Below are 20,606 nucleotides of genomic sequence, written 5' to 3'. Positions count from 1 at the left end.
TTAATGGACATTTGCCCTTTGAATTAGGCCTAAAATATGCAAAAATAGTAAGTAATGATATACATATTGAAAAGGAGGAAATGAGATGTCTGATATTAACATCAAATTAATTACTGCCGATCAAGCCATGAAAATGTTACGCGATCGACATGCGAAACGTAATGAACGTTTTCCAGAGTTAATCACTCCTGGTAGTTACATTTTACCAGACTACTATTTAACTCGAAAAAGAGAAGCGTTCAAGATTCGCCGTCATACCTTCTTAAAGAAAAAATCACGTTCTTATGTAGCTTTTGACTCAGAAAATGGTCAAACATTATGGCTACGTAATTTCACTAGTTTATCTGAAGCCATGTTTTGGCTTACAACTGGTTTAAAACCAGCTGATAGTGACTCAAATAATTCATTTATCAAATGGAAAGAAAATCACACTGCTGAAATCGATAATTTAAAAGATCAATTGAGAGCGTTATCTAAACCTAAGAAGAAAGACATTGCTAAAGCTACCAAAGCGAAAGCAAAATAATGAAATAAGAGATCATCGGGATAATTTCCACGATGACCTCTTATTTTTTTGCAATAAAAAAAGCCGCCGAGGCGACTTTCAATTATTTAGCAGGTGTTTTCTTTAAGAATTGTTGTAATTCAGCAACTCTTTTTTGTTCTTTCTTACGGCCTTTTTGGTCGATTGGACGACGTCCTTGAACACCATTTGGATGACAAATTCTCATGATGGAATGCTCCTTTACATTTATACTTACAAATAACAGCTTCTTGTATTATAATACATTCAACCATATAAAATCAAATAAATTTAAATGACAAAGGCAGGTATTGTACTATGATTAATGATTATCCTCAAGTTGTCACCATCGCTGGTAGCGATAGTGACGGAAGTGCGGGAATGCAAGCTGATCTGCTTACATTCTTTGCTAAAAAAGTTTATGGTGCTACCATTATGACCGCTTGTGTGGCAGGTAACTCATTCGGAATCCACGCTGCAGTGAACATGGAACCAGCTTTTATCGATCAAGAATTCAAAGATTTAGCTGATGATTTCAAGATTCGGGCTGCCAAAACTGGAATGCTTTCAGATACTAAAATTATCAACACTGTTGCTGATAATTTAGAAAAATACGATTTTGGACCAATCGTGATTGATCCAGTTATCATTACGAAACACGGTGACATGTTATTGGAACAAGAAGCTTACGATACTTTAGTAAAACGCCTTATTCCGATGGCTGACGTCTTAACTCCTAACTTCTTTGAAGCAGTTAAGTTAACTGGCTTAGATGATAAAGATCCTGATTTTCAAGCAAAAGCTGCTCACAAGTTACAAGATTTAGGTGCTAAAAATATCATGGTAAAAGGTCGTCATGACAATGACAGTCAAACTGAAGTTACTGACTACGTCTTACTTGAAGACGGTTCAACTTTCACAATGACTGAACCATACTTCAACACCACTCACAAAAATGGAACTGGTGACACTTTGTCAGCTGCCATTACTGCTGAACTTGGTTTAGGTAAATCAGTTGAAGAAGCAATCAGATCTGCCAAAAAATACGTTGATGCTTGTATCTCAAATGGAATTGAAGTTGGTCACAAATTTGGACCTATTAACCATTGGGCATAATAATTGAATTATAAAAGGAGCTGAAAATTCAGCTCCTTTTTGTTTGTTATTGGATATTAAAGATTTATTATAAATTTGGTGTAAACTTTATAAGTAGCAATAATTTACAAGGAAGTAGGTTCATCACATGAAAAAGATTATTTTATTTTTAGTATTATTGATATTTGTTATTTCAGGTGGAATATACTTTGGTTTAAACAAAAACACTTCAACCCCCGCAAAACAAAATCAATCTTCAAAAGTTACAAAGAATTCAAAGCAACCAGTTCAAAACAACACGACCCAAACTAATTCAACAAACAGTCAAAATAATAGTGTACAGGCTACATCAACAAACAGTAATGTTGATACACCAACTCAATCTACACAACCACAGAGTAGTTCTAATGACAATCCACAAACACAAAATACCTCTAGTAATAATCAATCACAAAATAAGGATGGTCATGGGACTGATCCGTTTAGAGGTCCAGGTCCACAATTGGTTGGCCCACGGGGCGGTGCCAGTCCAGAGGCAGTTGCTAATGAAGAGTATTGGTTACAAAAAGATGGAATGGCATCAAGCCAGGCAGATGCTGCAAACCAAATTCAACAGGTTGATGCTACTTACAGTCAAAACTAATTTACTAATATTAAAAACAAAAAGGAGAATTATCTATCTAATTCTCCTTTTTGTTTTTAACATATTTACCAGTTCGTCGGACTCCAAATTCGGCCGTCAAGCTCCATTTCAGCTTGTTCTAATCGTTTGGCTTGTTCTTTTGCAACGTCTTTTGCTGCTTCTAACAACGCTTTGTTAGCAAAAGTTGTTTCTTGCGTTTGTAATTCATCAATTTGTGATATTAACCAATCTAAATTTTCCAAATTAGCCCTCCTCTTCTTGGCGAATCATTTTAATTTGTTCTTTCAAATCATTTAAATCAATCTGGTTTTGTTCCAATTGATCAATAATTAATTGTAGTTTGGTTTGATTAGTATCATTCATTATCTTTTTGAGCTGTTTAATCACCCAATCCTGACGGACGTTAAAACTAAGTGGATAATCCGCACTCAAATATTGCTGATAATCAATTAACAATTTTGTTTGTTCCGCAGGTGTCATATATTCAAATTGCGAGATGACCAAAGGACTCATAAATTTCATTCCAGCTCGGTGTGCCAAAGCACGATAAGGAACTAGAATTTCAGAAATGCTAAATCCCTCTGTGGCTCCTGCTTGAAAATCTTTTTCGGGGTAACCAAGGGTGGTCACAATGCCGAATTCTTTACCAGCTAACATGCCTTTTTCATTTTTAAAGGTAAATGCACGAGTAAGTACATCATCTTCCCACTTTTTTAAAGTTGCTGGTGCACTGTACCAATACATCGGAAATTGAAAAATAATCCGATCATGTTGCATTAACAATTTTTGTTCAGCTGTAATATCCAGTTGTTCACTCTCACTAAGATAATGCCAAGTGACGTTTTCTAAACCTTCCGTGGCTCGTTTTAAAAAGCCCTGAGTCCCAGAGTCATGGTATTCTGGGTGTGATACGATCACTAAAGTTTTCATTTAAGTTCCATCCATTTCTTAATTTTCCATTTAAAATAATTATAATTGTTTTTATTTTGTGTAATATTTCATTTGTATTCAGCTATTGCGTTCGTCTTTTTTTGCATGTAAAATAGCTCCTAGTAGGTGTTACTAAAAGTTAGTTAAACCCTAACGTTAACTAAAAAGGAGCTATTATTTTGGAATCCCAAGCAAAAACAAGTGCGTTATACATGAACCCCAATCGTAAGGTTGCCGTCCTCGATTACAATAAGAAATATGTTACTGACATTTTTTCTTTACTCGATAGCTCAGAATTAGCCCAAGTGGTAACTGATTTCTTAGCAGAACAAGGTCACAGTGAATCAGATAATGATTTTAATAATGTTACCGCTGACCAATACGTTCAAACTATCCAAAAAGTCTTATTGGATCAAAAAAATGCTTACGATAATTATTCACGTACCGATATTTTAGCAAGTATTGAAAAGCTATACTCATTTTACCGCTCTTTCTTGCGAATTTCCGTTCTCAACAAAGAAGGAAACGATGCCGCTAATACTTTTATCAGTCTTGATAATAACTTCAATGATTTAGTACTCCAATTATACAGAACTGTCGAAGAAAAACTACAAGGGTTTCCTAACCACACTTATCGTCAAGTGAACGCAGGAACTTCTGCCGCCGCTTTAATTAAAAAACATGATGTTAAGTTACCAGCTCAATATGATGCTTTGAAGGATATTCCATTTTTAAACACTTTAATGCTTCGTCCCCCAATGATGATTACTACTCCAAGTAACAAACGTAAGGGGGTTTTCTCTGCTGTTGATTACAACCCCGTTGACCATTTCAACGCCTATCAAGACCAAGAATGGTTCTGTTACCCAGCTAAAATTGGGGAAAGTCTCGCCTTTATTTACTTCCATCGTGATTACTTTGCTGCTGGAATTTCTTTAGCTAACTTGTTTGAAGTTGCTTCTGCAGACGAAGTTAAAAACAAAAAGCCAGATTTAGTATTGTTATTCGGTTTGAAACATACTGAAGGTGAAGTTTCACATTACCATCATGATGCTGAAAACAACATCTGGGTTGGTGAAGTTCCTTACAACGATGATACAACTTACTTTGGTTACATGAAGAAAATGTGTTTAACATTGCATAACTTACACATGATTTACCAAAACAGCCTTCCAATTCACGGATCAATGGTGCGCATTAAATTCTCAAATGGAAAAGAAAAATCAGTGGTCTTCTTTGGGGATTCTGGTGCCGGTAAATCTGAATCAATCGAAGCTTTGCAAGAAGTAGCGGATGACAAGATTATTAGTATCGAAACTATTTTTGATGATATGGGCAGTTTTACCCTTAAAGATGGCGAATTATACGCTCAAGGAACTGAAATTGGGGCCTTTGTTCGTTTAGATGATTTAAGTAGTGCTGTGGCCTTTAACAACATGGATCGTGGTATTTACCTAAATCCTGATCAAAAAAATGCTCGAGTTATTATTCCAGCCAATACGTACGCTAATGTGGTTGCCCCTCATCATGTTGATATGTGGGTTTACGCCAATAACTATGATAATGAAATTGGAATTCACCGTTTTGATGACAAAGCAGCTGCTAAGAAAACCTTCGTTGATGGACGTCGTAACGCCCTTGGAACGACTGATGAAGTTGGGATGAGTACTACTTTCTTTGCTAACCCATTTGGCCCTGTACAAGAGCCAGAACGGACTCAACCAGTGATTGATGAAGTGTTTGATTGGTTCTTTAATCATGACACTTACATTGGTGAAATTTACACTCATCTTGGTAACGATAAGTCCAAAAATAGCCTACAAGAATCAGCAAAAGCACTCCTTGACCAATTAATGAATTCTTAATGCCCAATGTTGACATCGACTAGTGGTATGTTATTATATAGTAGATGTATGTAAAGTTTCGAGTTTTTAAGGTTTCTTGTTTTGTTTATGATGAGATAACTTCCTTAATAATCAGACAGAGCAACATTAATAATTTATGGAGGTATATATATCATGAAGCAAGGTACTGTTAAATGGTTTAACGCTGATAAAGGTTACGGTTTCATCACTACTGATGATGGTGACGTATTCGTACACTTCTCAGCAATCAACAAAGACGGATTCAAGACTCTTGATGAAGGCGAAAAAGTTACTCTAGATGTTGAAGATGGCGATCGTGGCCCACAAGCTGCAAACGTTACTCCAGTTGAAGGTTAATAACTTTTAAAAAACATCTCATTTTGTGAGATGTTTTTTTACGGGTATTTTTAATTACATATCCAAAAGGCTCCCTAGAAATTAATTTTTCTAGAGAGCCTTTTTTTGTTTTAGTTCGTTTTAAAGTGCATGTATTTAGATGCAAAGATCACCAGTTCATCAACCGGTTGTTTCATGCCATCTTTCGTCCACGTAATGATAACTTCGGTTAATCCCCCCGAAATCATGGCAACCAACATTTCAGTCGATTTTTCACGCGTCTTTAAGATTTCATTATCAACCAACGTTTTAATGTACCCACGCAAAGCATTCAACAAAAAGTTCGACAAATCATTTTGGACAATGGCTTCCATCATTAATTGATTTTCTTTAATGATGGTAAAGAAAGTCGTCGCAACATCAAAGAACGTAAAGCGATTTTGAATCACTAAGCGTTTAATGAAGGTTGAGTATACTGTTTCAAATTGTCCAAAAATAACATCTTCTTTGGTATGAAAATTCCGATAAAAAGTCATCCGCGAAACGTCAGATTGTTCACAAATTTCTTTAACTGTAATGTCAGCATATGGCTTTTCCATCATCATTTCAAACAAACCAAAAATGATTAATTCTTTAGTTGTATATTTTTTATTGGATGCTTCTGTCATGTTAACTTCCTTATCGTTATTGAATCCGTAAATGTTGCGATTCTTCACTAGTTAAGTGATGTTTTTTTCCAGTTTGGTCAACTAAGACTAACCGAAAATCATCTGTTATCCCTGTTATCTTACCACTGATTTGGTGATTACCAACTATAATGGAAACTAATTTGTGTTTCCAAATCATATGTTGTTGATATTTTCTAATGATATCATGCTCATTCGGATGTTGAAACATTAAAACGATTAAATTATAAATTTGCGCAATCAATTCATTTTTAAAATCATTATTTTGCGTCAAACTGGTTGCATTGACTTGATCCAGAATTTCATTAGCAACTAAGTTAAGTCCAATTCCAATCACAAAATTTTCGAACTGGTTTTCATTATTCGTTTTGGTTTCAACGAGAATCCCACCACATTTTTTCTCATGATAATAGATATCATTAACCCATTTAAGCTGTGTGGTGATGTCTAAGACGTCTTTAATCGCTTGTTGTACACAAACACCAATTCCAAGAGTTAACATTCCTGGATTAGCAATAAACAGCTTGTAAGCTGGAGTGATAATTGTCTCATAGATTCCAGTTGCTGGAGAAGAGAAAGAATGTCCATGTTGTCCCTTCCCTGCAGTTTGATGATCAGCAATAACTAAATTAAGCCCAGACCAGGAATTGGTCTGAGCATAATTCATTGTGGAATCAATTTCGTCAAAAACCACTAGTTTAGATAACGGTTGGTGAATATTATCTAAGATTTTTGCTTCATCTAAATTCATATTTAGTTAGTTGAGAATAAATGGACACCTTTATCAACGTAAATCACATCACCAGTAATACCAGTTGCTAAATCACTCATCATAAAGGCAGCTGCGTTACCAATTTCGGCTTTAGAAACACTATGACCATCAGTAGTAAGTGCTTCTGATTGTTTAAGTAATTCACTATGACCTTTAACACCAGTAACAGCAAGTGTTCTAACGGCTCCCGCTGAAATAGCATTAACAGTGATTCCTTGACCACCTAATTCAACAGCTAAGTAACGCATTGCTGATTCAAGAGATGCTTTGGCAATTCCCATCATGTTGTAGTTAGGAATAGCGTAAGTTGAACCCATGTAAGTCATGGTAAGAATTGAACCTTTTTCGTTCATGATTTTTGAAGCTTCACGAGTAACTGAGATAAATGAATAAGCACTAATATCTTCAGCTAAATTAAACCCAGGTTTCTTGGTGTTGATAACTCCATTTTGAAGAGTTTCACGATCAGCAAACGCAATGGCATGAATTACACCATCAATGTTTCCTACTAAACCTTGGATTTCTTTGAAGGCTTTTTCAACATTGCTATCTTCAGCAACATCACATTCAACCATCAAAGTATCTTTGCTTACGAAACGATCAAGACTTTGTTTCATTCTGTCATTTTGGTAAGTCAATACAACTTGACCACCTAATGCTTCAATTGCTTTTGCACATCCCCAGGCGATACTTTTTTTGTTAGCAACACCCATTACGACAATCTTTTTACCCTTTAATAAATCCATTATATGTAGTCCTCTCAGATTATTATTAAGACACAAAACTAACTAATGGGATTCCATTAGTTAGTTGAGGTTTAAAATTCACGATAACGTTGATATCTTTTTTGTAACATTTCTTGCACTGGTATCGCTCTCAACTCTTCTATTTTATCAAATAATTGGGTTTTGAACTCATTAATTTCTGTTGGAGTCTTAACTTCTGGAATAACTTTATCAATAATTCCTTGTTTGATTAAGTCTTCTGGCGTTAATTTCATTACTTCAGCGGCTTCATGAGCTCGGCTAGAGTCTTTCCACAAAATAGTGGCATATCCTTCTGGCGAAAGAATTGAATAAATACTATTTTCAAACGCCCAGACGCAATCACCAACGGCTAAAGCTAATGCTCCACCACTTCCACCTTCACCAACAATCACAGAAATATAAGGAACTTTTAGTTGCATTCCTTGCAAAATCAATTGCGAAATCATATATCCTTGACCATGATATTCGGCTTGTACATCAGGATAGGCCCCTGGTGTGTTGATTAAAGTAATCACCGGACGATTAAATTTTTCTGCTTGTTTCATCAAACGGAGTGCTTTACGATAACCATCTGGTTCAGCAGAACCAAAATGTACATCCATATCACTAACTTCATCGTCACCTTTACGAATTCCTATGACAGTTACTGGTTGTCCATTTAAGGAACCAATCCCAGCGTAAACCGCTTCATCATCACCGTAAGCACGATCACCATGAAGTTCGATGAAATTATCAACGATTCCATTGGTTAGGTCTTTGATATCAATTTTATCCTTAGAACGAGCTTCTAAAACTCGATCAAAAGCAGTTTTTTTAGTCATTACTTCCACCGCCTTCATGTAGAGCTAACACGTTACTAAGAGTTTCTTTCATATCTGCTCGTTTAATAATGGCATCCAAAAATCCATTTTTCAACAACGTTTCAGCTCGTTGAAAATTTTTGGGTGGAATTTGTTGAATCGTTCGTTCAATTACCCGACGGCCAGCAAATCCAATCAAAGTATGCGGTTCTGAGAAAATTAAATCACCTTGCATCGCAAAACTAGCAGTTACTCCACCAGTGGTTGGATCACAAAGGTAACTGATATATAGCAAACCCGCTTTACTGTGTTTAGCGACTGCCTCAGAAACTTTGGCCATTTGCATCAAGGATTCAATTCCTTCTTGCATTCGAGCACCACCAGATGCCGTGAATAAAATGACTGGCATATTGAGTTCAGTTGCTTTTTCAAACAACCGCGCAATAATTTCACCAGTTGCAGAGCCTAAACTCCCCATCACAAAGCGCCAATCCATTACCCCAACAGCAGCCTTATGGCCATCAATTGTAGCAATTCCAGAGAGCACTCCTTCGTTTAATCCGGTAACTTTCCGTGCTTTTTCAAGCTTAGCAAGGTATTTGGGATCATTAAACTTAGCCGGAGCTTTGATATCGAGATTAATTGGTTCAAATTCATCACAAACCATCTTAATTCGATCTTGAGCGCCTAAACGAAAACCATAATGACATTCAGGACAATCACGGTATTCATTCATATGTTTTTTATAAATTGCATGTCCACAAATAGGACATTTAATCCACACGGCGGGAATATCATCCATCCGCTTTTGTAACTCTTGATGAGTAGGCTTTCCATCGTTATTTATCATGATGACTCACCCATTCTTTCAAAAAATGATTTTCCACATAGAGATTATTAAAATCACCATCCAAGAAATGTTGATCTTGTAAAAGAGCAACTAAAAATTCTCGGTTAGTTTGAACCCCTTCAATTTCAAATTCTTTTAAGGCACGGAGCATTTTTGCAACCGCTGCCTTTTTAGTTGGCATATGTACAATAATTTTAGCAATCATTGAATCATAAAATGGTGAAATTTTGCTGCCAGTTTCGACTCCTGAATCTACTCGTACCCCTTTAGTCCCATATGGGAAATGGACAAATTCAATAGTTCCAGGAGTTGGTTGAAATCCCTTAGCAGGATTTTCAGCGTTAATTCGGCATTCTAAGGCATAACCTTTAACTTTACAATCTGCTTGATTGAAAGGTAGTGGTTCCCCTTCAGCAACCATAATCATTGCTTTAATGAGTTCGACACCAGCAACTTCTTCCGTAATGGTATGTTCCACTTGAAGCCGAGTATTCATTTCCATGAAGTAGAAATGATGATCTCGGTCCATTAAGAATTCAAAGGTCCCAGTGTTTTCATAATGAATCCCCTTCATGGCATTTACTACCACTTCACCCATATGCTGACGTTCTGCAGGGGTTATTTCTAAACAAGGTGATTCTTCGATGATTTTTTGATGATTCCGCTGTAAAGAACAATCCCGTTCTGGGAAGTAAACAGCATGTCCTTGTTGATCAGCAATGGCTTGCATTTCAATATGTTTGGAATCAGATAAATCTTTTTCAACATAGAGATGATCATCACCATATGAAAGTTTACTTTCTCGTTTCGTTTCTTCATAAGCTTTACGCAGTTCATCATCATTATCAACTTGACGAATTCCTTTTCCACCACCACCAGCTGCCGCTTTAAGCATCACTGGATAGCCGATTTCATTAGCAATTTTCAAAGCTTCATTTAAATCTTTAATATAACCATCTGATCCTGGAATAGTCGGAACACCAAGCTTTTTCATTGTTGCTTTAGCATTTGATTTATTTCCCATTAAGTCGATAACTTCGGCAGATGGTCCAATAAATTTAATTCCATATTCTTGGCAGAGTTCGGCAAATTCACTATTTTCGGATAAAAAACCGTATCCAGGGAAAATGGCATCTGATCCGGTTAAAGCAGCAGCGTCTAAAACGGATCCCATTTTCAAATAGGAATCCGTTGGCAAACCACTTCCGATACAAACCGTTTCATCCGCCATTTTAACGAATAAACTATCAGCATCCGCAGTTGAATACACCGCAACGGCTTTAATATTCATTTCATGTAATGCTCGAATCGTTTGGACAGCAATTTCTCCACGATTAGCAATTAATACTTTTTTAAACATCCACTCACCTATTCGATTGCGAACATCAAATTAGCATCCACAATTACTTCGCCATCACGAATAACTTCGGCATGGCCAACTCCAATATTGCGTTTCAATTTAGTCAATTCTACTTTTAGATGTAAAACGTCACCAGGACGCATATTATCTTTGAAGTCCGCATTCTTAATTCCACCAAAGAACACGTTTTTACCTTTGTGTTCTGGCATTGAAAGAATCGCAACTACTCCAGTTTGAGCTAAAGATTCAACAATAATTGGATGTGGCAAACTAAATTGATTTCCATTTGAAAAAAACCATTCATTAACTGAAAGGTTTTTCACTGCTTCGGCAGACTTACCCGGTTGGACATCAATAATTTTATCAATCATCTCAAAGGGGTAACGTTGTGGGATAAAATCACTTACTTTATATTCCATCTTAATCCTCCTTGATTTCAAACATTGGTTGATCAAATTCGACCATGTCACCATCACCAACTAAACGTTTAGTAATCGTTCCACTAACCGGACTTTTAATTTCATTAATTAACTTCATTGCTTCAATGGCACAGATAGTATCACCTTTTTTGATATGAGCACCGACTTCTTTATAAGCGGGCTTGTCAGGACTAGGGGCAAAATATACTAACCCAACCATTGAGGCTTTTAATTTATAATCTTCATTTGATTTAGCAGTTGGTTCAACAACCGCTGCACCAGGAACGGTAACAACCTGAGCTGTTTCTGGTGCTTTGTTAGCTAACTTACTGAAATAGACGTCAACACCGTTTCCATCAATCTTTAATTCTTGTAATCCAGATTGATCGAACTTTTCAAGTAAGCGTTCAATGTCTTTTTCGTTCATTAGTCGCCCTCGTACTTCTTCATTGCGATAACGGCATTATGCCCACCGAAACCAAATGAGTTACTAATTGCAGTTTTGATGTCAGCTTTTTTGTTGTCATCATTAACTAAATCAATGGTTACTTCAGGATCTTTATTTTTCATTCCAACGTTAACGGGCATTTGACCGTTTTCTAACGCACCAACTAAGGCTACGGCTTCAAGTCCACCAGCAGCACCAAGTGAATGACCAATCATACCTTTGATAGAACTAGTCTTAATGTGGTCGTTGTCAGAGAATAGCTTGGCAATGGCAGCACTTTCACCTGCATCATTAGCATGAGTAGCAGTACCGTGAGCATTTACGTAATCAAGATCTGAGGTAGCAATTCCTGCTTCATCAACAGCTTGTTTCATAGCTAAGATAGCGCCTTTACCTTCTGGATCTGGAGCAGTTAAATGGTAAGCGTCACTGGTAGTTCCATAACCAACCATTTCAGCTAAAATCTTAGCACCACGCGCTTTAGCATGATCATAATCTTCAAGGACTAAAGTACCAGCACCTTCACCTAAAACGAAACCATTCCGGTCAACGTCAAATGGCATTGATGCGGCCTTTGGATCAGTTGATTCTGATAAGGCAGTTAAAGCAGCAAATCCAGCAATTCCCATGTTGGTAACAGCTGCTTCAGCACCACCAGTAATCATTACTTTAGCTTTACCTTGTTTGATAAATTCAAAAGCATTACCAACCGCATTAGTACCTGAGGCACAAGCAGTAACAATAGCTTGGGAAGTATTTTTAGCATCAAAGTACATTGAAATGTTTCCAGCGGCCATGTTTGAAATAGCTTTAGGCACAAACAATGGTGAAACACGACGTGGTCCTTTGTCATGAGCTTTGATAACTTGTTCTTCAATAGTTTCAATACCACCAATACCAGTACCATAAATTACTCCAAGGTCTTCTGGTTGATAGTTTTCGCCTTCAACTAAACCGGCTTGGTCCATAGCTTCTTTAGCAGTGTAAAGTGCGTATTGAGCATATGGATCAAGACGTTTAAAGTCTTTTTTGTTAAGACGTTTAGTTGGTTCAAAATCTTTAACTTCACCAGCAACTGTAATTCCAGTTTCTGAAGCATCAAATTTAGTAATTGGTGCAATTCCAACTTTTGAGTCTAACATGTTATTAATAAATTCTTCAGCACTATTTCCGATTGGAGAAATGGCACCAATTCCTGTAACTACAACTCGATTACTCATCTATTCTCTCCTTTAGAAAACTAAATTACATTGTAAGTCCACCATCAACAGTAATAACTTGACCGGTGATGTAATCATTTTCAACTAAAAATTCGACGGTTTGGGCAATATTTTCAACGTCACCAAAACGATGAAGTGGAATTTGACCTTCCCATTGTTTAATAATTTTATCGCTTAATTTATCTGTCATTGCAGTTTTAATCATTCCAGGGGCGATTGCGTTACAACGCACACCACGTAATGATCCTTCTTGAGCAGTGGTCTTGGTTAGCCCAATAATTCCAGCTTTACTAGCAGAATAGTTTGCTTGACCTACGTTACCGTGAGTTCCAGCAATACTAGACATATTGATAATTACTCCAGAACGTTTCTTTTGCATGGTCTTTAAAGCAAACTTAGACATGTTAAAGGTTCCCACTAAGTTCGTGTTAATAACATCTTTGAATGATTCCTCAGTCATTCTAGTCATTAATTTGTCTTGCGTCATTCCAGCATTGTTAACTAAGACATCAATATGACCAAATTCTTCTACTAAATCGTCAATCATGCGTTTGGCATCTTCTTCTTTAGCGACATCACCAGTCACAATTTTAACTGGATTGGCAAATTGAGTCATTAGTTCAGTTTTTGCGGCATCATCTAATTCACGATGAGAGTTAAGCACTACCAAATTGGCAGCATTTTTTGCTAATCGTTTAGCAGTGGCGAGGCCAATTCCTTTGGTACCACCAGTAATTAAAACAACTTTTTTTTCTTCATCCATCATTAATCCTCCGTATGTATTGCTTGTTTTACTGCATTTAAAGTTTCAACACTATCAATATGATATGTTTGGACGTCTTTTAAGGTCTTTTTAGCAAACCGACTAAGTGTTTCACCGGGTCCAATTTCAATTAAGGTATCAACATCGTAATGATCCTTAATGTAATTCAAATCACCTTCAAAGTGAGTTGGGTTAATCAATTGCGCACGTAAAGTGGCTTTCACATTTTCATCAGTAAATGGTTCTACAGTTGTATTGCTAATAACCGGAACTTGAAAGGGACTAAATTTTACATCTTTAAGTCGTTTAGCTAAGTTATCGCTAGCCTCTTGCATCAAAGGAGTATGTGAAGCAACCGCTACTTTGAGTGGAACTACGCGTTTTGCGCCTGCCGCTTTCAGTTCCTCACAAGCTTGTTTAACTCCAGCATCCGTTCCACCAATCACAGTTTGCGTTGCTGTGTTGTAATTAGCTGGAAAAGCTTCCGGAATTGTTTGACAAATTTCAGTAACCTTACTTGGAGCTAATTTTAAAATTGCAGCCATTGATCCTGGATGATTAATTCCAGCTTGTTCCATATAATGAGAACGATCCTTAATTAAGGCAATTGCCGTTTTAAAATCAAGTGCCTGACTAGCTACTAAACCTGAGTATTCCCCTAAACTTAAACCAGTCATTGCAACTGGAGCTGGTAATTCATTTGCAATTGTTTGGTAAATCCCAAAACTCATTGCAAGAATTGCCATTTGGACATTTTGCGGATCATCCATATTATCTGGTTGTGATAAATCAAAACCTAAAACTTCAGAAGCTGCATCAATAACTTGTTTGTAAGTTGGTTCTGATTGATAAAGGTCAGCTCCCATATTAGCAAACTGACTTCCTTGACCACTAAATAAATAACCAATTTTTTTCATTAACTATCAATCCTTGAATTATTTTGCGTTAATTTGTTTTTCAACGTAATCAACTAATTGTTGAACAGTTTTAATTCCTTCGTCACCGTCAATTTCGATATCATATTCGTCTTCTAAGGCATCAACGATTTCGAAAATATCTAGACTATCTAAGTCTAACCCATTTTTAAGGTCGGTATCTAATTTAATATCGTCAACATTAATATCATCTAATTGATCAGCCACGATTTCTTTGATCTTATCTAAAATTTGAGCTTGATTGTTTTCAGTCATAATAATTCTCCTAATATTTAATGATTACTGTTCCAACCGTAAGTCCGCCACCAAAACCAGTTAAAGCTAGGTAGTCGCCCCGTTGCAATAATCCTTGTTCTTCTAATTCAGTAAATAAAATTGGTTCACTAGCGGCAGCAGTATTCCCATATTTATCAATATTAACTGGAAATTTATCCATTGATAAACCTAATTTTTTAGCTACCCGTTTTACAATTCTTTCATTAGCTTGGTGCATAATGAAATACTTAATATCATTTAATTGTAAACCTGCATCCGCAACAGCTTGCTCAATTGATTCGGGGGCTCGTTTAGTTGCAAAATTATAAACTGCATGTCCGTCCATTTTAATGTAGGGATCATCTTGTTCTTGGTTTTCACCAAATGGATTTTGCCCTGCATGATGACCAGCAGTTAAACACATTCCATCCGCGCCATATGTACTTAAATTTTCGCTCACAACTTGGGAAGTACTACCGTCATTTTGCACTAAAATTCCAGCAGCTCCATCACCAAATAGTACCGCAGTCCCACGATCTTGCCAATTGATTAAGCGACTTAATTTTTCACCACCAATGACAATTCCAATGCCATTGGGTTTACCAGCAAGTAAGGAATTCATAACTGAAGTTCCGTATACAAATCCAGAACAAGCAGCATCAACATCAAAAGCTACGGCATGATCAGCATGAATCGCACCTTGAACACTCGCAGCTGTTGAAGGTGTTTGGTAATCACCTGACATAGTTGCTACAATGATGAAATTAATTGTATCAACATCGATTCCAGCTTTTTCAACTAGTTGTTTCGCAACATCAATACACATTGAAGTATTCGTTTCTCTTGTTGCAATATGTCGTTGAGTAATTCCAGTTCGTCGTTTAATCCATTCATCTGAAGTATCCATGATTTTAGTCAAATCATCATTAGTCACCACTTTTTGGGGAATGGATTTAGCAATTGCTTTAATTCTAAAGCTATTCATGATTATTGAGTTCTTTCATTCTTATCAACAATAAATGTTAGTTTAGTTTCACAACATTTTTCGTCACCAACGTAAGCAATACAGTTCACTGATCCAGTACGGTCACGAACTTTTTCCATAGTAACGTGGAAAGTTAATACGTCACCAGGTTCAACCATTCGTCTGAATTTAGCATTTTTGATGCTACCTAGATAAGCAGTTTTATTTTCAAATTGTGGTGATTTTAAAATTAAGATTGAAGCAACTTGTGCCATTGATTCAATAATCAAAACTCCAGGCATCACTGGGTTGCCAGGAAAATGTCCTTGGAAATATTCTTCATTAATAGTTACATTTTTAGTTGCAACAATTGATTCACCCGGTACCATTTCGTCTACTCGATCGATAAATAAGATTGGGTAACGGTTAGGGATTAAATCCATAATTTCTTTTGCGTTCATTACAGCCATGTTTTCCACCTCTAAAAATTCTTCTCGTTTATTTAACAATCTAATTTTCTGCAATTTAGGCGTATTTTACCAATTTTAATTTTGAAACATGTCTGTAACATTATGTACAATCCTTGTGATAGCAAGGGTTTATAGTCTACTCAAAACTCTGTTACACATGTATCAATGAGTAACAAACTTTGATTTAACTTTAAATATATAAAAAACGAAGCCGGATTTCAAACTTGACCTGAACCCTTAAAATTGGAGAATGGTTATGCAATTTTCTGGGCGGAATAGAGCCGGTATTGAACCGGTGACATTCCGCCCAGTTTTTCTTTAATACGATAATTATTATATATATGGACGTATTTATTAACAGCTGACTTTAGTTTTGAGTAACTATCATAACTAAAGTTATGAATTGTTCCAACTTTTAATTGATTGAAAAAACTTTCAATACAAGCATTATCCAAACATGTAGCCTTACGGCTCATGCTTTGAAATACTTTATTATCTTTCAAAATATTTACGAATTTTGCATTTTGATATTGAAATCCTTGATCAGAATGAACTGTCATACGATATTTTAATTTTGGACGAGCTAAAACTAATTCTGCTAAAGGTTTTACAACAAACTCTACAGTTGGATGCAAACTTAGACTCCAGGTTATAATTTCGTTATTATACAAATCCATATATGCTGTAAAATAAGCTCGTTCATTCATGGTCTTATTACCCCAACGTATTTCAGTAACGTCAGTAACTATTTTCTGTAAAGGTCTGTCAGTTTTGAATCGTCTATTAATTCTATTGGGAGATACTTTTCCACGTTTTCCTTTGTATGAATTATATTTTCTAGTTTTTCTTTCATAAGCAGTACACAATAGTCCTTCTGAATTCATTATTCGGAGGACTTTTTTGTGATTTATTTTAAATCCTAAATTATTTAATTCTAAAGTAATCCTTCTATATCCATAATCAATAAATTCAGACCTAATTCTTTTGATTTCTGCAATGACCCTTTGGTCATTACTAGAATAGTCACGTTTTAATGAATCATGATAACTACTACTAGATATTTCTGCTATATCTAATAACATGTGTAACGGGTAATTAAAGTCACGCCTTAACTCAGTAATTATTTGTGTTTTTTCTCTGTTTGGCATTTCTTTTGACTTTGAGTTAAGGCTTTTATTTTTCCCATGTATTGAATTTTAGCTTTTAAGTAGGTGTTTTCTTGTTCAAGTCTGTTTAATTTTTCCTCTAGTGATTCTTTATTATTATTCATTTTGATTAGTCTTCCTTTAAAAGGTTTTAGACGTCCAATTGATAATAACTTTTCCCACTGAAATATTGTCACAGGATTCCTAATTTTAAAGTAACGTGAAGTATTAGGATATGATTCATTATTTTCAAGACGCCAATTTATAACCTTAATTTTAAATGAATAAGAGTATCGTGTCTTGGTTGAATTATTAATTAATCCACTTTCACCAAATATTTCTAAACGTTTTATCCATTCGTACAGCGTAGCTGTACCCTTAATACCATATTTTCGCATTATAGTATTTGTTGGAACGCCATTATTGTAATCTTTAATAGCAGCTAATTTGATTTCTGATGTAAACAAAAAGAACCTCCTAAATTGGGTTCTCCAATTTAAGGGGTTCAGTTCAACTTCGTTTTTTATTATTAATATTTTAATTTGATTTGCATAAATAGATTGATTTGATGTTCGGTTAATTTTAATGTTGTTTCTTTACCAAGATGCATTAACCGATGTAATTGGTTTGTACGTTCTTCTCGTGCTCTCCATTTATTTATGGCGTTAACTTCTTTTTTGCCAAGTTCTAAAAACTTCATAAAAATACCTCCTCATCTAAAGATTTGTATCTTACTTAACATTAATTATAATATAGTTGAAAAAATTTATCATGTTTTCTTTCAATTTATTGTCAACAAAGTTTCCGAAGTTTGTGAATGTGTTATAATAGTCACATTAACGCGCACTTATTTGAAAGGAACTGAATTAAATATGGAAAATCAAAGCTCACAAACAAGCGATCCTACTGCGCAACAAAACCTGTCAGTATGGGGTCGTACTCTTAATGTTCTGCTTCGTACCCTAATGTCATTCGTTGGTATTGCTATTTTATCAATGGGTGCTGCTTTATTAAAAGCTTCACCAATTTTAGGTCTAGATCCCTTTACTGCTTTAAATATTGGGATGGCTACCAAATTACATACTACCCTTGGTGTTTACCAATTGGGTGCTAACTTGGTAATTTTCATTTTTGTTTTCTTCCTTGATCGTAAAAAAATCGGAATTGGAACAATTATGAACATGGTATTCGTTGGATTTGAAATTCAATGGTTCTCATCAATTTACCACACCATGTTTCCTGGTAAGGTCACTGCCTTAGTTCTAATTGCTGATTTAATCTTAGGATTATTGATGTTTACTGCTGGTAGTTCCCTTTACATGGCTCCAAGTCTTGGGGTTGCTCCTTATGATGCAATTGCCCCAATTATTTCTAGTCGTTTCCATATCAAATATAAAACGGCCAGAATTGGACAAGATGTTTGTTTCTTAATTGCTGCCCTTCTTGCAAGTGGACCAATTGGTTTTGCTTCAATCGTGGTTGCGTTCTTCGCTGGTCCTTTGATTTCTCATTGGGATCGTTCATTAAGTACCCCTATGATGGATTACATTAACCAAATTAGTGAAAAACCAACGATGAAGTCATTGGCAAATGTAGTTACTAACGCTACTAAGAACGGTTACAACTCACTATCAAATGCTTACAATTCAACTTTAGATTTCCAAATGCATTTAGCTGGTTACACTAACCAAGAATTATTGAAGAAGATTCAAGATACTGAACACAGCATGCAAGAATCACAACGTGCATACAATGAATACCGGACTCAATACAGAATGTTAATTGCTGAAATGGTAAAACGTGACAAACGTGGTGAACTCCACAGAACTCCACGTAATACTAACAACAGTAACAATCATGCTCAAAGCTAAATTCAAACGAAAAGGACTCGTCATTCGACGAGTCCTTTTGTTATCCAATCAATTATTTACGATCATTATTAGTCATGTTTAATGGAACTACCCATTTATCAAAATCAGCTCCACTTAATAAACCTGATTTTACCGCGGCTTCACGTAAATTTAAGCCATATTTCATAGCAAGTTGTGCAATTTCAGCTGCATTGTGATAACCAATATGGGGTGATAAAGCAGTCACTGTCATCAATGAAGTATCAACTAAGCGTTTCATTTCAGCTTCATTAACTTCAATACCAGCAACTAATTTGTCAGTATAGTTTGGTAATAAACCAACTAGTAAGTTTACTGATTCAATGAAAGTTGCAATGATCACTGGTTTATAAACGTTCATTTCAAAGTTACCTTGGCTGTTAGCAACTTCAATGGTAGTATTGTTTCCCATAATTCGGGTAGCTGCCATAGTCATAGCTTCAGTTTGAGTGGGATTAACTTTACCAGGCATAATTGATGAACCTGGTTCGTTAGCTGGAATTGTAATTTCACCATATCCGGCACGAGGTCCACTAGCTAGAAAACGAATATCATTCGAAATTTTCATTAAATCAGTCGCTAAAGTTGCCACTGCCCCATGAGTATCTGTGATAGCGGTATGAGCTGCTAATCCATAGAATTTGTTTTCTACTTCAAATTTCTCATTATAAACACTACTTAAAGTATTGACCATCTCTTGATCGAAACCTGGTTCAGCATTCAAACCAGTTCCAACGGCTGTTCCACCGATGGGTAAATCTAGTAAGCCTTTGGCATTCATTTTAATAAATGCAACATCATGTTTCAGTGTACTTGACCAACCTGAAATTTCCTGACCAAAAGTTAGTGGAGTAGCATCTTGTAAATGCGTCCGGCCAATTTTAACGATGTCCCAGTATTTTGCTGATAACTTATCAAAGACAACAATCAAACGTTCTAATTCTGGAAGCATTTGATTAACGGCTTCAACAGCCGCAATATTCATCGCTGTGGGAAAGGTATCATTTGAACTTTGAGAATGGTTTACATCATCATTCGGTAAAATCTTGGCATCCGTATCAATTTGATTAGCAACGTGTGCTAATACTTCATTCACGTTCATGTTAGTTTGGGTCCCAGATCCAGTTTGGTAAACGTGAAGTGGGAAATCTTGCATTAATTTTTCATCATCTAAAGCCAACAAATGATTAGCTGCTTGTTCAATTAAATCCGCACGATGTTGGTCTAATTCACCTTCTGCAGCATTAACCTTAGCTGCAGCTAATTTAACGTTGATTAGCGCTCTAATTACGTAAACTGGCATAAGTGGTCCTGTGGGAAAATTATGGCGACTCCGTTCAGTTTGAGCGCCCCATAATGCCGTTTTAGGAACCTTAACTTCTCCTAATGTGTCACTTTCAATTCGATAATCATCTGTCATTGATCTGACTCCTTTAATTGTATGTAAAAAAATAGTTCTCAGTATGTACTG

Annotated in this window: 27 protein-coding genes; 6 read left to right on the top strand and 21 right to left on the bottom strand. The window is 35.9% G+C overall.

Going from position 1 to position 20,606, the window contains the following annotated elements:
* The first annotated feature begins 85 nt into the window (after positions 1–85).
* Entirely contained in the window at positions 86–526 is a 441-nt protein-coding gene (locus ACQW5G_RS05275; protein ID WP_429970419.1) for a hypothetical protein, read from the top strand.
* Between the two features lie 82 nt (positions 527–608).
* Here ACQW5G_RS05275 and ACQW5G_RS05270 read toward each other — a convergent pair whose 3' ends face one another.
* Positions 609–731, bottom strand: a complete 123-nt coding sequence (locus ACQW5G_RS05270; RefSeq protein WP_014082415.1) for a hypothetical protein — start codon at positions 729–731, stop codon at positions 609–611.
* A 110-nt stretch (positions 732–841) separates the two neighbouring features.
* Between ACQW5G_RS05270 and thiD the strand changes: the two genes are divergently transcribed.
* Both thiD and ACQW5G_RS05260 read left to right on the top strand, forming a co-directional pair.
* Positions 842–1,639: a bifunctional hydroxymethylpyrimidine kinase/phosphomethylpyrimidine kinase gene (thiD, locus tag ACQW5G_RS05265; RefSeq protein ID WP_429970418.1), complete on the top strand. Its 798-nt coding sequence runs from the start codon at positions 842–844 to the stop codon at positions 1,637–1,639.
* Positions 1,640–1,766: 127 nt separating this feature from the next.
* Positions 1,767–2,261 carry a hypothetical protein gene (locus ACQW5G_RS05260; RefSeq protein ID WP_429970417.1) on the top strand — a complete coding sequence of 165 codons (495 nt, stop codon included), beginning with the start codon at positions 1,767–1,769 and terminating at the stop codon, positions 2,259–2,261.
* 65 nt (positions 2,262–2,326) lie between these two features.
* Here ACQW5G_RS05260 and ACQW5G_RS05255 read toward each other — a convergent pair whose 3' ends face one another.
* Positions 2,327–2,503, bottom strand: coding sequence for a hypothetical protein (locus ACQW5G_RS05255; protein ID WP_429970416.1), 177 nt, complete (start codon positions 2,501–2,503; stop codon positions 2,327–2,329).
* A gap of 1 nt (position 2,504) precedes the next feature.
* Entirely contained in the window at positions 2,505–3,191 is a 687-nt protein-coding gene (locus ACQW5G_RS05250; RefSeq protein ID WP_429970415.1) for an NAD(P)H-dependent oxidoreductase, read from the bottom strand.
* 173 nt (positions 3,192–3,364) lie between these two features.
* Between ACQW5G_RS05250 and ACQW5G_RS05245 the strand changes: the two genes are divergently transcribed.
* Positions 3,365–5,056, top strand: coding sequence for a phosphoenolpyruvate carboxykinase (ATP) (locus ACQW5G_RS05245; RefSeq protein ID WP_429971888.1), 1,692 nt, complete (start codon positions 3,365–3,367; stop codon positions 5,054–5,056).
* Between the two features lie 153 nt (positions 5,057–5,209).
* A complete protein-coding gene (locus tag ACQW5G_RS05240) occupies positions 5,210–5,413 on the top strand; it encodes a cold-shock protein (protein WP_041817938.1) in 204 nt (67 codons plus the stop codon).
* Positions 5,414–5,523: 110 nt separating this feature from the next.
* Here ACQW5G_RS05240 and ACQW5G_RS05235 read toward each other — a convergent pair whose 3' ends face one another.
* The 17 genes from ACQW5G_RS05235 to ACQW5G_RS05155 all read right to left on the bottom strand — a co-directional run bounded on the left by ACQW5G_RS05235 (position 5,524) and on the right by ACQW5G_RS05155 (position 17,946).
* On the bottom strand, positions 5,524–6,060 hold the full coding sequence (locus ACQW5G_RS05235) for a TetR/AcrR family transcriptional regulator (protein ID WP_429970414.1): 537 nt from the start codon (positions 6,058–6,060) through the stop codon (positions 5,524–5,526).
* Positions 6,061–6,076: 16 nt separating this feature from the next.
* Positions 6,077–6,829 carry a biotin--[acetyl-CoA-carboxylase] ligase gene (locus tag ACQW5G_RS05230; RefSeq protein WP_429970413.1) on the bottom strand — a complete coding sequence of 251 codons (753 nt, stop codon included), beginning with the start codon at positions 6,827–6,829 and terminating at the stop codon, positions 6,077–6,079.
* A 2-nt stretch (positions 6,830–6,831) separates the two neighbouring features.
* Positions 6,832–7,599: an enoyl-ACP reductase FabI gene (gene fabI / locus ACQW5G_RS05225; RefSeq protein ID WP_429971887.1), complete on the bottom strand. Its 768-nt coding sequence runs from the start codon at positions 7,597–7,599 to the stop codon at positions 6,832–6,834.
* A gap of 68 nt (positions 7,600–7,667) precedes the next feature.
* The gene (gene accA / locus ACQW5G_RS05220) at positions 7,668–8,438 is read right to left on the bottom strand and encodes a carboxyltransferase subunit alpha (protein WP_429970412.1); all 771 of its coding nucleotides are present in this window, start codon (positions 8,436–8,438) and stop codon (positions 7,668–7,670) included.
* Positions 8,431–9,267: an acetyl-CoA carboxylase carboxyltransferase subunit beta gene (locus tag ACQW5G_RS05215; RefSeq protein WP_429970411.1), complete on the bottom strand. Its 837-nt coding sequence runs from the start codon at positions 9,265–9,267 to the stop codon at positions 8,431–8,433. The genes accA and ACQW5G_RS05215 overlap by 8 nt, the downstream gene beginning before the upstream one ends.
* Positions 9,257–10,627 (bottom strand): acetyl-CoA carboxylase biotin carboxylase subunit, encoded by a 1,371-nt coding sequence (locus ACQW5G_RS05210; RefSeq protein WP_429970410.1) that lies wholly within the window; start codon positions 10,625–10,627, stop codon positions 9,257–9,259. The genes ACQW5G_RS05215 and ACQW5G_RS05210 overlap by 11 nt, the downstream gene beginning before the upstream one ends.
* Before the next feature lie 8 nt (positions 10,628–10,635).
* Positions 10,636–11,046 (bottom strand): 3-hydroxyacyl-ACP dehydratase FabZ family protein, encoded by a 411-nt coding sequence (locus ACQW5G_RS05205; RefSeq protein ID WP_429970409.1) that lies wholly within the window; start codon positions 11,044–11,046, stop codon positions 10,636–10,638.
* Position 11,047: 1 nt separating this feature from the next.
* On the bottom strand, positions 11,048–11,473 hold the full coding sequence (locus ACQW5G_RS05200; RefSeq protein ID WP_429970408.1) for an acetyl-CoA carboxylase biotin carboxyl carrier protein: 426 nt from the start codon (positions 11,471–11,473) through the stop codon (positions 11,048–11,050).
* Entirely contained in the window at positions 11,473–12,714 is a 1,242-nt protein-coding gene (gene fabF / locus ACQW5G_RS05195; protein WP_429970407.1) for a beta-ketoacyl-ACP synthase II, read from the bottom strand. Before fabF ends, ACQW5G_RS05200 begins: the two co-directional genes overlap by 1 nt.
* Positions 12,715–12,739: 25 nt before the next feature.
* Entirely contained in the window at positions 12,740–13,477 is a 738-nt protein-coding gene (gene fabG / locus ACQW5G_RS05190; RefSeq protein ID WP_429970406.1) for a 3-oxoacyl-ACP reductase FabG, read from the bottom strand.
* A 2-nt stretch (positions 13,478–13,479) separates the two neighbouring features.
* A complete protein-coding gene (locus tag ACQW5G_RS05185) occupies positions 13,480–14,394 on the bottom strand; it encodes an ACP S-malonyltransferase (protein ID WP_429970405.1) in 915 nt (304 codons plus the stop codon).
* 18 nt (positions 14,395–14,412) lie between these two features.
* Positions 14,413–14,667 (bottom strand): acyl carrier protein, encoded by a 255-nt coding sequence (locus tag ACQW5G_RS05180; protein WP_429970404.1) that lies wholly within the window; start codon positions 14,665–14,667, stop codon positions 14,413–14,415.
* 10 nt (positions 14,668–14,677) lie between these two features.
* A complete protein-coding gene (locus ACQW5G_RS05175) occupies positions 14,678–15,658 on the bottom strand; it encodes a beta-ketoacyl-ACP synthase III (protein ID WP_429971886.1) in 981 nt (326 codons plus the stop codon).
* Complete coding sequence (gene fabZ / locus ACQW5G_RS05170) at positions 15,655–16,101, bottom strand: 3-hydroxyacyl-ACP dehydratase FabZ (RefSeq protein WP_429970403.1); 447 nt, start codon at positions 16,099–16,101, stop codon at positions 15,655–15,657. Before fabZ ends, ACQW5G_RS05175 begins: the two co-directional genes overlap by 4 nt.
* A gap of 254 nt (positions 16,102–16,355) precedes the next feature.
* Positions 16,356–17,249 (bottom strand): IS3 family transposase, encoded by an 894-nt coding sequence (locus ACQW5G_RS05165; protein WP_429970274.1) that lies wholly within the window; start codon positions 17,247–17,249, stop codon positions 16,356–16,358.
* A complete protein-coding gene (locus ACQW5G_RS05160) occupies positions 17,222–17,713 on the bottom strand; it encodes a helix-turn-helix domain-containing protein (protein WP_429970275.1) in 492 nt (163 codons plus the stop codon). Before ACQW5G_RS05160 ends, ACQW5G_RS05165 begins: the two co-directional genes overlap by 28 nt.
* Before the next feature lie 62 nt (positions 17,714–17,775).
* Complete coding sequence (locus ACQW5G_RS05155; protein WP_429970402.1) at positions 17,776–17,946, bottom strand: hypothetical protein; 171 nt, start codon at positions 17,944–17,946, stop codon at positions 17,776–17,778.
* 172 nt (positions 17,947–18,118) lie between these two features.
* On the opposite strand from ACQW5G_RS05155, the gene ACQW5G_RS05150 reads away from it, so the two are divergent.
* A complete protein-coding gene (locus tag ACQW5G_RS05150) occupies positions 18,119–19,117 on the top strand; it encodes a YczE/YyaS/YitT family protein (protein ID WP_429970401.1) in 999 nt (332 codons plus the stop codon).
* A gap of 52 nt (positions 19,118–19,169) precedes the next feature.
* Here the strand turns inward: ACQW5G_RS05150 and ACQW5G_RS05145 are convergent, their stop codons facing one another.
* Positions 19,170–20,555 carry a class II fumarate hydratase gene (locus ACQW5G_RS05145; RefSeq protein ID WP_429970400.1) on the bottom strand — a complete coding sequence of 462 codons (1,386 nt, stop codon included), beginning with the start codon at positions 20,553–20,555 and terminating at the stop codon, positions 19,170–19,172.
* Positions 20,556–20,606 lie beyond the last annotated feature (51 nt).

The sequence above is a fragment of the Fructilactobacillus sp. Tb1 genome (assembly GCF_050500285.1).
GTDB lineage: Bacteria > Bacillota > Bacilli > Lactobacillales > Lactobacillaceae > Fructilactobacillus.
Note: the sequence above shows the minus strand (reverse complement) of the source record. Positions and strands in the feature narration are given on the sequence as shown.